The organism is Planctomycetota bacterium, assembly GCA_035574235.1.
GTDB lineage: Bacteria > Planctomycetota > MHYJ01 > MHYJ01 > JACPRB01 > DATLZA01.
The window spans coordinates 25,390-37,754 of record DATLZA010000134.1 but is presented as its reverse complement, the minus strand read 5'-3'; the positions used below and the strand labels follow the sequence as shown (position 1 = coordinate 37,754).

The following is a 12,365-nucleotide window of genomic DNA, read 5'->3' as shown; positions in this document are numbered from 1 at the left end:
GAAACGGCCTCTTCGAGGCGGCCGAGCCCGAGAAGCCTTCGGGCGATGAGGCGTTCGACGGCGTCCAGGCGGGCGGAGTCGGCGGCGCCGGCCGCGCGCGCCCGGTCCAGAAGCGCGGCGGCTTCCGCGAGATCCGCTTCGGAGGCGGAGGGGGTCACCAGGCGTTCGGCGCGGAGGACCGGATCGGGCCGTTCCGGAGCGCGGGGCCGCGCGACGAAGCGCGGAAGCGCGAGCAGGGAAAGAAGGCCGAGCGCGGCTCCCAGGAGCGGCCACTCCCGGAGCGCCCGCCGCCACCAACGGCTGGCCTGCATGTCCCCCCTCTCTCCGAACCGGGCCCGCGGACCGCGGGACGGGCGTTACGAACTTTTCGCGGAGGCCTTCGCGGCCTGATCTTCCTTGCGCAGGATTTCCGCCACCTCGCGGAGCGGCCGGTGGCGGGAGAGCATCTGGATCTTCTTGAGCCGTTCGAAGACGCTTTCCGGATAGAGGCGGTGTCCGGATTCGGTGCGTTCCTCTTCGGCGATGAGCCCCATCATGGTGTAGTTATGGATGGTCTGGCGGGAGAGACCGCTGTAACGAATGACTTCTCCGATCTTGTAGAGCTTTCGGGGCGGCGTTTCCATGGATTCCTCCCGGACCCGTTCCGGAGCGTCCGCGGCAACACAAATTATAAAGCATAAAAGCGAACGGCGCAAGCCTTCGCGCGCCGGTCACCGGCCGAACGAAACCCCGAGGGCTTCGGCGGCGCGCACGAGGGGATGATCGGGCGGGACCCGGCGGGGTCCGCGGGCGGCGCGGGCCAGGGGGACGGCGACGACCCGCCCGCCGCGGAGGGCCACCATCACGCCGTGACGTCCCGACCAGGCCAGGTCGGCGGCCGCGTGGCCGAACCGCGTGGCCAGGAGACGGTCAAACGCGGTCGGCGGGCCTCCGCGCTGCAGATGTCCCAGAACGACCGGCCGCGCTTCGATCCCCGTGGCGGATTCCAGCCATCGCGCCAGATCCGGCGCCGAACCTGCCCCTTCCGCCAGAGAAACCAGCGTGAAGCGGCGTCGCCGGTGGCGCCGCCGGACGAACGCCGCCACGCGCTCAAGATCGTGCGGAATCTCCGGAATGAGGATGACGTCGGCGCCGCCGGCCACGCCCGCATAGAGCGCAATCCATCCCGCGCGGCGGCCCATGACCTCCATCACCATGATCCGGCCGTGGGCGTCCGCCGTGCTGTGGAGGACGTCGAGCGCTCCGGCGGCGACCGAGACCGCCGTGTCGAATCCGAAACTCAGATCCGTCGCGGGCAGGTCGTTGTCGATCGTCTTGGGCACGCCGATCGCGCGGCCGCCGCGCTTCTCGAAGGCATGCGCCAGGTGCTGCGTCCCTTCCCCTCCGAGGACCAGCACCGCATCGAGCTTCCACCGGCGGAATCGGCGGACCGCCTCGTCCATCCGCGCGGGCGCGTCCCCCCGGTTGGCCGTCCCGAGGATCGTGCCCCCGCGCGCCAGGATGCCGGAAACGTCGTCGAAGGTGAGTTCCCGTCCGCGGCCGTGGACGAGCCCTTCAAAGCCGTCGAGGATCCCCAGAACGGAAGCGCCCCGGAGGAGGAGCGTCTTGGCCGCGGCGCGGATCGCGGCGTTAAGTCCCGGCGCGTCGCCGCCGCCGGTCAGGATGCCGATCCGCCGAGCCACGGGGTTCCTTTATAGCCCGCCGGGCCGGCCGGATCAAATGACCTCGCGTCCGGGATTCGATTCCCGCGATTTGAGGGTCTGAAGAGAACGGGCGGGCCTGCCGATAAGTCCTCATAGGCGGGGAGTGCCGGCATGATCCGCGAACTGGTGGAACTCGTCCAGAGGCTGAACCTTTCGGCCCACAAGAACCTCGTGGGGGCCCACTTCCCCGAGATCGTGGCACTCCTGTCGATCGTCTTCGGCGGTTCGTTTCTTCTTTTCGCGTGGAAACACCACTCCTACTTCCTCGGAGTGACCGGCTTTCTGGCGGGCGGTTGGGCGGGACTTCTCCTCAAGAGCCACCTGCAGCCGGCCGGGGGGGGCGTGACCCCGATGCTCTACCTGGCCGTCTGCGCCGTGGCCGGAGCGTTCGTGGCCACGTGCTGGCGGCGCTTCGTCGGAATTCTTCTCGGGGGCTTCACGGTGGCGGTCCTGGGGACCGTGTTCTTCCCGCAGACCTTCCGGCCGGGGGACCATACTCTGGCCTCGATCTGCCTGGCGTTCCTCCTGGGGGGCGGCCTCGGGGCGATCTTCCCGAAGTTCTTCTTCGTCTTCAACTCGTCCCTGATCGGAGCGGTGTTCGTGACCTACGGGGTTTCTTCGGCGATCGTCAGCCGCCTGGCCGGGGACGTCAAGACCGAAGCGCAGATCCTCATCCACCTCTGCATCTTCCTGCCGCTTCTCATCTTCGGCGTACTCTATCAGCTGACGACCTCGGTCCACGAACCGATGACCGAGGGCGGCTTGACGACGGCGCGGCCGGCGCGGGCGCAGGCCTGACGGCCTAACGAATCCCCCACTTCTCGCGGATGACCGAAGGAATTTCGAAGGGCGCGTCCTCATCCCAACGGGAAAAGCGCACGTCGATGCGTGAATCCAGATTCGGCAGCCGTTCCGCTCCCGGAATCGCACCGGGCCGGAATTTGGGTCTCAGAACATACTCGAGCCGGTACGGCAGGAGGTCCGCCTTTCCCACCGACATCCGGTAGGTGGCCACGCTCTGGCGGGCGTCGAGGGCGTGGGTGAGATTGATGAACTCCGCCATAAGTCCTCCCTGACGGCGCCACTCCCGGTTGAGCCGGGCCTCCAGCTCCCGCAGGTGCTGCTTGACCAGGGCCTCGTCCGCGACGAAGTCCACGATCCGGCACTCCCGCCCGTCCACCTTCTCGTCCCCGCCGAACGTCGCGGAAGCCAGAAGGCGCTCCACCTCTTTGAGAAGCAGCGCGGGATTGCGGAAGCTTTGCGCCTGAAGTCCCTCGACGCCCGTCAGCTCCTCGGGCGGATCGAAACGCCCCCCCAGATTGACGAGGTAGGACGTCCCCCGGGCGTAGATCTCCGCGGTCCCTTTGACGGCGGCGAAATCCTTTCGAAGGACGCCCTCGAAATTTCCCTCGAGGGGCGGCTGGTTGCGTCCGATGCCCATCTGATGGATCACCAGAATGGCGCAGTTCCTGCGCTTCTGGACCTCCTGGAGGGACTTGCGGGCCACCACGGGGGCACGGTCCTTCCCCACGCGGTCGGGAGCCTCCTCCTGCGCCGGAACCCTCCAGGCGCCCGTCGCCAAAACGAGCGCGCCCCACAAGCCTCTTTTCATGGTCGACCTCCCCGCTGTTTGGACACTCCCGGAACCTTGCCAGGTTCGGTCCGCAGGCCGTATACTTAACCCACTACACTTTACCCCCGCATTCAGGAGGGCCGCCATGTCCCGCTTCGCGCGCACCGCGACCCTGGCCTTGGCCCTGGCCGCGCTTTCCTTCGGCCCCCAGGCGGCCCCGGACCCGCACCTCCTGGAACGGCTGCTGCCCCCGGACGTCCTTTTCTACCTTTCCATCCCGCAATCGCCGGCCGCTTCGCAGGACTACGCGCGGTCGGGCCTGGCGCGCTTCTGGGAACATCCCGAGATCCGCGCGTTTCGCCGCCCCATCGAACGCTGGTGGCACAGGCGCAAGACCGAGCCCGTCCAGTTCGCCGGGGAAGTCTCGCCGTCCTGGAACGACTCCGTCCGGCAGACCTTCGGCCTTTCGATCGACGAAATCTGGGAGATTCTCGGAGCGCCCCTCGGCTTCGCCCTTCTGGACCTGCCCGTGAACGAACAGCACAAGATCGATCTTGTCGTTTCGCTGGGAGCTCCGGATCCCGCCAGGCTCCGACGCGCTCTGGACGAGTTCAAGAAGACCGTACGCCGGCATCCGAACGGAAACCTCCACGAGGGGGAATTCCAGCATGAGGGGGTCACGGTCCACGAACTCGGCAACGACGATTTCCGTTTCTATCTGGCCTTCGTCGAAAACACGCTCCTCGTCACCACGCAGGCCGAGCGGATGCAGGGGCTCATTTCCGCGGCCGCCGACCGCGCCTTCCAGGGGCTGCGGGCGAGCGCGTCGTTCGCCGCCGCCCGCGGGCACGTCGCCCCGGAGAACCGGCACTTCCTCCTGTCCTTCCTCAATACCGAGGCCGTGCTCCGGCGGTTTCGAGCGGAGATCGGCGACGAGGCGTTGAAGGTGATCGAAGCGCTCGGACTGGCGGACGTCTCGGCCGTGGCGCTGGGTCTTTCCTACGAGGGCGTCTGGACGCGGGAGCGAACCGCCGTCGTGACTTCGCGCCAGGACCGCGGGCTCCTGCGTTTCCTGGCCGGACGTCCGGCGCCGGATCCCTTCGCCTCCCGCGTCCCCGAAGGGTCTCTGTCGTACATGCACTTCCGCCTGGACGCGCCGGGGACCTACGACACGCTTCTGTCCTGCACGAAGGTCGCCCCCTCGTTCGACGAGTCCCTCACCCAGGGAATCCGCGATCTCGAGAAGCGGTGGGGGCTTTCGCTCCGCGACGCGCTGGCGACCCTGGGGACCGCCTGGACGACCTACGGTCACGCGCCGGAGGGCCGGGGACTTTTTCCGGACGACCTCCTGATGGTCGAGCTGGCCGACCCGGCCGGCTTCGAGGCGGCGCTCGGGAAAATCGCGCGCGCCGAAGGAATCGCCTTCGAGGAAGCGACGTTCCGAGGGCGCACAATCCGGACGCTGGCGCGCGGACTTCCGACGGCCTCTCCGTTCCTCCCGGCCGACCTCCTGGACGCCGGAGAAGATCCTTTCCCGTTCGGTTCGACGGGTTACGCCCCCTGCTGGTTCGTGGAGGGGAACACGCTTTACTTCTCGAGTCATCCCCATGCGCTCCAGCGCCACATCCTGCGCTCGGAGCGTCCCGGCAGGCCGATCGGAGAGGATCCGAGGTTCCGCACGGTGGCCCCGCGCGACGGCGCCGAATCCTGGTATTACCTGGACGTGGGCCGGTGGGTGGCGGTCTTCTACGGCCTGGTGGAACCCTTCGCGCACCTGGGGCGGGACTTCACTCGAGATCCCCAGACGGGCGATCTCATCGTGGACCTGGCCCAGCTTCCCCTGGGAGAAACGCTGGCGGACCTGATCGGCCCGATGCGGATCCAGAAGGCCACGCGTCCGGACGCGATCGTCGTGGAAAGCGTGAGTTTGGTGCCCATTTCGCAGACGGTCCTGATCGGCGGCGCCGCGATCGTGGCGGCGGTGGCCATTCCCGGAATCATCACGGCCGCCGATCGGGGCAATCTGCCGGGGGCCGGCATTGCGGCGAACGAGCGTCTCGCCGAGATCAGCCTTCGGTTCATCCGGCAGGCGGAAGAAACGTTCAAGAATTCCGACAGCGACCGCAACGGCACGGCCGACTACTGGACGCGGGACGTCGCGGGCCTCTACGCGCTCAAGGACCGTTCGGGACAGGCCATCTTTCTGCTCGACCCGGCGACGGCCCAGGCGGATCCCGAGGGCGCGCCCCGATACGGCCTGACGCCGGCGGCCAAAAACGGCTACCACTTCCGGATGCTCACCACCGACCCGGACGGAGAGCCCTACGCCAAGGACGAGGACAAAGACGGCCAGAGCTTCACGAACCGCAAGCGTTTCGCCGTGACGGCCTGGCCGGCCCAGTACGGTCAGACCGGCCGTCTGACCTTCCTCATGGGCGAGGACGGCCGCATCTGGAAGAAGGACACGGGAGGACAGCCCGTGAATCGCTGGCCCGTCCCGACGCCCGCGCAGGACGGATGGGAAGCGGTCGAATGAACGGCGTTTGAATCGAAAGCGAGGACCGCGCCATGGGGACCGAGAAATTCGACGCGCTGGCACGTCTGGTGGGGGAGGCCCGCGCCCAGTTCGAGGAGTTCCTCAGGGGCAAGAAAGTCGCCGCCACCCGCGCGCGCAAGGCGCTCCAGGAAATCAAGCGCCTGGCGCAGGAGGCGCGGGTCGAAATCCAGACCCTGAAGAAGGGTCCTCCGGCCGCGCCGCCGCCCCCCGCGCCCTGACGGCCTATTCGATCCAGCCGCCCCCGAGGACGACTTCGCCGTCGTAGAAGACGGCCGCCTGCCCGGGGGTCACCGCGCGCTGCGGCTCCCGAAACGTCACGCGGACCCTTCCCTCTCCCGCGGGCTCCACCCGGGCGGGCGCCCCCGGATGCGCGGAACGGATCTTGACCTGGGCCTCGACCGGAGCGGGATCCGAGGAGATCCAGTTGACGTCGCGCACGAAAAATTCGGCGCGCCGCTCGTCCTCCTCGGAGAGCACGACCACGTTGCGGTCGGGATCGATCTCCACCACGTACATGGGCTTCCCGAAGGCGACTCCGAGCCCCTTGCGCTGCCCCACGGTGAAAAGCTGATGGCCCCCGTGGCGGCCCAGGACGCGGCCGTCGCGCGAGCGGAATTCCCCTTCGCGGAGCCGTCCCGCCAGCCGTTCCCGCAGGAGCCGCCGATGATCCTGGTCGGGAACGAAGCAAATTTCCATGCTCTCGGGCTTCTCCGCCACCCGCAGCCCCGCCTCCCGGGCCAGCGCGCGGACCTCCGCCTTCTCGAGCCCTCCCACGGGAAAGAGGACCCGCTCCAGATCGCGGCGCCGGAGCGGAAACAGGACGTACGACTGGTCCTTGCGGGGATCCTTTCCCTTGAGAAGGAGGGTGCGATCCCCGCGGCGCTCCGTTCGGGCATAGTGGCCGGTGGCGACGAACTCGGCGCCCACCGCGTCGGCGTATTCGAAGAGCCGGCCGAACTTGAGGTCGCGGTTGCAGACCACGCACGGGTTGGGGGTGCGGCCGCGGTCGTATTCCGATACGAAGTACTCGACGATCCGCTCGAACGGCTTGTCGAAGTTGAGCGTGTAGAAGGGGATCCCGAGCGCGTCGGCCACGCGGCGGGCGTCATAGGCGTCCTCGAGCGAGCAGCAGCCCTGCTTGCGGGCCGGAGCGGACCCGGCCGGGGCGGGGACGCCGTGGCGCATGAAGGCCCCGACCACGTCATGGCCTGCCCGGCGCAGAAGAAGGGCCGAGACGCTCGAGTCGATGCCCCCGCTCATCGCCAGAAGAACCCGCGCCATGGCCCCACGGTACCAGAGCCCGTCCGGCGGGACAAGGGTCGCGCCGTCTCTGGCGCGGGCGGGCGCGTTCCACTATACTGACGCCGCTCATGAGGACCTTCGCCTTCGTGACCTTCGGATGCAAGGTCAACCAATACGAGTCTCAGGCGCTTCGGGAAGGGTTCGCCCGGCGGGGCCTGGAGGAGGTTCCGGCCGACCGCGGGGCGGATCTCATCGTCGTCAACACCTGCACGGTCACGGAGGTCGCCACGGCGGAGGCGCAGCGGGTCGTGCGTCGCCTGGCCCGGAAGTTCCCTTTCGCCGAGATCGCCGTGACGGGGTGCGCGGCCGATTCCCACCGCCAGGAGTTCCTGAATCTTCCGGGCGTCCGCCGGGTGGTGCCCCACGACGAGAAGGCCGCGCTGGCGGAGGACCCTCGCCTGACTCCGGCCGACACGAAGCCCTCGATCTTCGAGCTTTCGATCTCACGGTTCGACGGCCACACGCGCGCCTTCCTCAAGGTGGAGGACGGCTGCGACCTCAACTGCTCGTTCTGCATCATCCCGAAGGTGCGGGGACGGGCGGTCAGCCGCCCGCTCGAAAGCGCCGTCGAAGAGGCGCGCCGCCTGGCCGCCAACGGCTACCGGGAGATCGTCCTGACGGGGGTCCACCTGGGATCCTACGGCAAGGATCTCGCCGGCCGGTCGCTTCTGCCGGATCTCGTGGAGCGGCTCCTGAAGCTGCCGGGAGTGGCGCGCGTGCGGCTCTCCTCGATCGAGGCCAACGAGATCTCCGATCCGCTGCTCGATCTCATGGCGGCGGAGCCGCGGTTCTGCCCGCACCTGCACCTGCCGCTTCAGTCGGGGGACGATGAGATCCTCCGCGCCATGCGCCGCCGGTACAACGTCCGGCAGTTCCGGGCGGCCTGCGACCGGGTGGCCGAACGGGTTCCGGATCCGGGGCTGACGACCGACGTCATCGTGGGCTTTCCGGGGGAGACCGAGCGGCATTTCGAAAACACGCTGTCGCTCTGCCGCGCGATCGGCTTTTCCCGGATCCACGTCTTCCCCTATTCCCGGCGCCGGGGGACGGACGCGGCCCGCCTGCCGGATCTCCCCGGCCGGATCAAGAAGGAGCGCCTCCGGCGGCTGGAGCGCCTGGCGGCGGAGCTGGCGGACGCCTTCGCCCGCCGGTTCGTCGGACGCGAGGTGGAGGTCCTCGTCGAGCGCGACGGGGCCGGATACACCGAGCGCTACCTCAAGGCCCGCGCGGCGGGAGCGCCGGGGAGCCTTGTGCGCGGGCGTGCGGAACGGGTGGACCATGGCGAGCTTCGCGTCGCCCCGGCATAGCCTGAAGCCCGCTTCGCGGGCGATGATCCGGCGGATCCTCGACTTCGTCCGCAGGCACGACCGCTATCTCGTCACCGGCCACGTGCGCAGCGACGGGGACGCGCTCGGAGCGCAGCTCGCCTTCCACTTCCTGCTGCGGCGTCTGGGCAAGCGCTCCCACGTGGTCTGCGACGGCGGAGCGCTTCCGGAGTACCGCTTCCTGCCGGGCAGCGACCGGGTGGGGGCCGGCCCCGAGGATCTCCGGAAGGACTACGAGGCGGTCTTCACCTTCGATTCGGGCTCCTGGGCGCGCCTGGAGCGGATCGCGCAGGCCCTGCCCCGCGAGCGCCTCACCGTGATCAACGTGGACCACCACGCCTCCAACGACCGCTTCGGAGACCTCAACTGGGTGGATCCGTCGTTTGCGTCCAGCACGGAAATGGTCTGGGAACTGGTGCGCGCGTCCGGCGTCCGTCCGGACCGGCGGATCGCGACCTGCGTCTACACGGGAATCGTGACCGACACGGGCCGGTTTTCGTTCTCGAACACGACGGTCCAGACGCACCTCGACGCCGCCGAGCTTCTGGCCTGCGGCGTCAAGCCCGCGGAGATCCACCGGGCGCTTTTCCGCCAGAAGACGCCGGAGCAGCTTCGCTATCTGGCGGAGGCGCTGCGGCGGATCCGTCTGACCGCGGGCGGGCGGGTGGGATGGCTGGTCCTCTCGAAGGACCTGTCGCGCAAGACGGGCTACGCGCCCGGGGACACGCAGGAGTACATCGATCAGGTCAAATCGATCAAGGGCGTCCAGGTCGCGGTGCTGCTTCGGGAGGCGGACGCCCCGGGCAAGGTGAAGGTTTCCTGGCGGACGGACCCCGGCGTGGACGGGATCGCGCTGGCGGCGCGTTGGGGCGGCGGGGGACACCCGAGGGCGTCGGGCGCCACGGTTCCCGGGACGCTGGCGCAGGCGGAGCGGGAAGTCCTGAGGGAAACGGTGCGGTTTCTCGACGGGCGGCGGGGATGAATCGTCACGCGCGCCGGCACCTGGAGATGGAACGTCTCTTCGGAGCGGACTTCCTGCCCCTGTCCCGCGCGCGGGCCTCCCGTCCGGCCGCGCGGCCGGCCGCCGAGCGTCCGAAGGCGGAGGCGTGCGGGAGCGGGCCGCCCGAGTTCCTCGAGTTCCGGCGGCAGGTTCTTTCCTGCACGAAGTGCGGCCTGGCGGGGACGCGCACGCAGGTGGTCTTCGGCGTGGGGCCGCTCGGAGCGCCGCTCATGTTCGTGGGCGAAGCTCCGGGGGAGGACGAGGACCGGCAGGGCGAGCCCTTCGTGGGCCGGGCGGGGCAGCTTCTGACGAAGACCTTGAAGAAGCTGGGCGTCGGGCGGGAACGGGTTTACATCGCGAACATTCTCAAATGCCGCCCTCCCGGCAACCGCACCCCGCAGTTCGACGAGATGGCGGCGTGCATGCCGTGGCTGCTGCGGCAGATCCAGTTCGTGGGTCCCGGAATTCTCTGCGCCCTGGGCAACATCGCCGCCCAGACGCTCCTGGGGACCCGGACGGGAATCACCCGCCTGCGGGGCAAGTACGGGGAGGCCCACGGGCGGCGGATCTTCTGCACGTTTCATCCCGCCTACGTCCTGAGGAACATGGGAGACCTTCCGCTGTTCGAAGCGGACCTGCGGACCGTCTGCCGGGACGCGGGCCTTCTGGGGGAAACGGGCGCCGGAAGCTTGCAGGGACCGGAAAAAAATATTTAATGGCCCGCACGGGGCGGGTGCGCTCTTTACGTCCTCGGAAGTAGAGGCCCGTTGGGGTATAATTCTCCGGCCGGCGGAACGAGTGGCCGGGCGGGAATGCGATCCTCGGGCGGCGATGCCCGCGAGACGCGGCCGGGTTCGGGACCCCGGGTCCCGAAGGCGACGTCGAAAATTTCCGATGCCCTCGGGCGGCCCCTCGCGCGACACGCGCGCCGATCGCTTCCGCGCCGTGCGACAGCCCCTCCCTTCCCGCGGCGGACGGGCCGGCGTTTCGGCGTCCCTTTTTGAAAGGCCCATGCCATGGCACGAGGCGTCTGGGGCATCGACGTCAGCAAGTACAGCATCAAGGTCGCGCGGCTCGAGGGATCCGGGCGGGGCGTCACCCTCACCCACGTGGGGGTGTTCCCTTACGAGGAATCGGGTTCCGGCGAACCCGGGGGGGTGGACCGGCAGATCCGGACCGCCCTCGCCCAGGTCAAAGCCCAGTACAAGATCGCCGGCGAGCCCGTGGTCCTGTCGCTGCCCAGCCATTCCATCCTCAACCGGCTCGTCAAGCTCCCGCCGGTGGAGGACGCCAAGATCCCGGAGGTCGTCAAGTACGAGGCCCAGTCCCAGATCCCCTTCCCCATGGACGAAGTCCTCTGGGACTACCAGTACGTGGACCGGGACTACGTCCCCGGCGAGGAGAAGGAAGTCATCCTCTTCGCCATCAAGCGGGACATCGTCGAGCAGTTCCTGGCCAACATCGCCGACCTCGGGCTGAACGTGGAGGCGGTCCAGTTCGCCCCCGTGGCGCTTTTCAACTTCCTGGTGCGGGACCAGGAGCTGTCCGGCCCCACCGTGGCGCTCGACATGGGGGCGGAGAACACGGATCTCATCGTCATCGACGGCACGAAGTTCTGGGTGCGGAACCTGCCGATCACCGGCAACGACCTGACCAAAGCGCTCCAGAAGGCCTTCAATCTTCCCTTCGAGGAGGCCGAGAAACTCAAGCTCCGGGCGGCCCAGTCCCAGCAGGCCCAGAAGATCTTCAACGCCGTCCAGCCCGTCCTGCGCGACCTCGTCAACGAGATCAACCGCTCGACGGGGTACTACAAGTCGATCTCGAAAACCTCGAAGTTCGAGAAGATCCTGCTCCTCGGGAACGCCACCAAGACGCTCAATTTCCAGAAGTTCATCTCGCAATCCCTGCAGCTTCCCGCCGTCCGGCTCCAGAAGCTCAACACGGTGCAGGTGGGCGGCCAGGTCGATCCCGGCGATCTTCAGGAGCACCTGGCGGGCCTGGGGACGGCGCTCGGGCTGGCGCTTCAGGGCCTGGGCGAGACGGTCAACCGGATCAACCTGCTCCCGCCGGCGCACCGGCGCCGCAAGGAGCTGCGCCGCAAGCAGCCTTACGTCGTGGCGGCCGTGGCGGCGCTCTACGCGCTGGTCGGCCTGATGGGGTGGAGACAGTATTCGGAGCGCGACGAGCTCCAGAAGGCGGTCACCCGGGCCAAACAGGCCAAGCAGGAGGCCGCCGCCCAGAAGGCCGAGTACGAGCAGGCGATCCAGGTGGACGAGATCCGCGCCCAGCTGGAGCCTCTGGTGCGGATTTCGACCGAACGCGACCTCATCCTCAAGGTGATGGACCTCCTGAATCCGAACCTTCCGGACAACGGAAACTGGGAGCTTCCGGCGGACCAGAAGCTGTGGGTGGTGGACTGGAAATTCGAGGAGAAGGAGCGTCCGAAGGCGGCCGAGGGCGGGGCCGCCCCGGCGGTCTTCAACCCCGCCACGGCCGGCCAGCCGAAGCCCTATCCGACCCAGAAAATCCTCGTGACGACGCTCGAAGTGGTCATCGCCAAGCGAAGCACCGACGCGCAGGGGCGGGACTTCGTGATCCGCACCCTGCTCAACTACGATCCGCTCCGCAAGGCCCCGGTCAAGCCCGCCCAGCCCTGCGCCGTCAAGAATCCCTACTGGGAGCTGGCGGAAGGGCAGGGACCCGTGGGTTTCTGGCAGGTGGAGCTCGACCATCCGATCACGGAGGCGCTCGCCTGGCCGGTCCCGCGCGGCTTCCAGAAGCGGCTCGAGAACGAGCCGGAGCGCAAGAACTACTGGCGCTACCGGGTGACGCTCCAGATCCCCGTGGGCGAAGAGCAGCGCAAGGCCCTGGCCGCCGCCGACAAGGGCGGCGAGAAAAAGTAGGA

12 protein-coding genes are annotated in these 12,365 nt (G+C 68.5%); 7 read left to right on the top strand and 5 right to left on the bottom strand.

Annotated features, from left to right (window positions below):
* The 3 genes from VNO22_12540 to VNO22_12530 all read right to left on the bottom strand — a co-directional run.
* Positions 1–311, bottom strand: a 311-nt coding sequence (locus VNO22_12540) for a hypothetical protein (protein ID HXG62201.1), incomplete at its 3' end; no start/stop codon positions are given.
* A 45-nt stretch (positions 312–356) separates the two neighbouring features.
* Positions 357–623: a MerR family DNA-binding transcriptional regulator gene (locus VNO22_12535; GenBank protein ID HXG62200.1), complete on the bottom strand. Its 267-nt coding sequence runs from the start codon at positions 621–623 to the stop codon at positions 357–359.
* A gap of 87 nt (positions 624–710) precedes the next feature.
* Entirely contained in the window at positions 711–1,682 is a 972-nt protein-coding gene (locus VNO22_12530; GenBank protein ID HXG62199.1) for an ATP-dependent 6-phosphofructokinase, read from the bottom strand.
* 132 nt (positions 1,683–1,814) lie between these two features.
* On the opposite strand from VNO22_12530, the gene VNO22_12525 reads away from it, so the two are divergent.
* The gene (locus tag VNO22_12525) at positions 1,815–2,501 is read left to right on the top strand and encodes a hypothetical protein (GenBank protein HXG62198.1); all 687 of its coding nucleotides are present in this window, start codon (positions 1,815–1,817) and stop codon (positions 2,499–2,501) included.
* A gap of 4 nt (positions 2,502–2,505) precedes the next feature.
* Here VNO22_12525 and VNO22_12520 read toward each other — a convergent pair whose 3' ends face one another.
* The gene (locus tag VNO22_12520; GenBank protein ID HXG62197.1) at positions 2,506–3,315 is read right to left on the bottom strand and encodes a hypothetical protein; all 810 of its coding nucleotides are present in this window, start codon (positions 3,313–3,315) and stop codon (positions 2,506–2,508) included.
* A 106-nt stretch (positions 3,316–3,421) separates the two neighbouring features.
* Here VNO22_12520 and VNO22_12515 point away from each other — a divergent pair, with 106 nt between their 5' ends.
* Positions 3,422–5,812, top strand: coding sequence for a DUF2950 family protein (locus VNO22_12515; GenBank protein ID HXG62196.1), 2,391 nt, complete (start codon positions 3,422–3,424; stop codon positions 5,810–5,812).
* A gap of 32 nt (positions 5,813–5,844) precedes the next feature.
* Positions 5,845–6,051, top strand: coding sequence for a histone H1 (locus VNO22_12510; GenBank protein HXG62195.1), 207 nt, complete (start codon positions 5,845–5,847; stop codon positions 6,049–6,051).
* Between the two features lie 4 nt (positions 6,052–6,055).
* On the opposite strand, the gene mnmA is transcribed toward VNO22_12510, so the two are convergent.
* Positions 6,056–7,114, bottom strand: coding sequence for a tRNA 2-thiouridine(34) synthase MnmA (mnmA, locus tag VNO22_12505; GenBank protein HXG62194.1), 1,059 nt, complete (start codon positions 7,112–7,114; stop codon positions 6,056–6,058).
* 89 nt (positions 7,115–7,203) lie between these two features.
* Here mnmA and mtaB point away from each other — a divergent pair, with 89 nt between their 5' ends.
* From mtaB to pilM, 4 genes are all read left to right on the top strand, one after another.
* Positions 7,204–8,442, top strand: a complete 1,239-nt coding sequence (gene mtaB, locus VNO22_12500; GenBank protein ID HXG62193.1) for a tRNA (N(6)-L-threonylcarbamoyladenosine(37)-C(2))-methylthiotransferase MtaB — start codon at positions 7,204–7,206, stop codon at positions 8,440–8,442.
* A complete protein-coding gene (locus VNO22_12495; protein HXG62192.1) occupies positions 8,414–9,442 on the top strand; it encodes a bifunctional oligoribonuclease/PAP phosphatase NrnA in 1,029 nt (342 codons plus the stop codon). Before mtaB ends, VNO22_12495 begins: the two co-directional genes overlap by 29 nt.
* The gene (locus tag VNO22_12490; protein ID HXG62191.1) at positions 9,439–10,176 is read left to right on the top strand and encodes a uracil-DNA glycosylase; all 738 of its coding nucleotides are present in this window, start codon (positions 9,439–9,441) and stop codon (positions 10,174–10,176) included. Before VNO22_12495 ends, VNO22_12490 begins: the two co-directional genes overlap by 4 nt.
* A gap of 300 nt (positions 10,177–10,476) precedes the next feature.
* The gene (gene pilM / locus VNO22_12485; GenBank protein ID HXG62190.1) at positions 10,477–12,363 is read left to right on the top strand and encodes a type IV pilus assembly protein PilM; all 1,887 of its coding nucleotides are present in this window, start codon (positions 10,477–10,479) and stop codon (positions 12,361–12,363) included.
* Positions 12,364–12,365 lie beyond the last annotated feature (2 nt).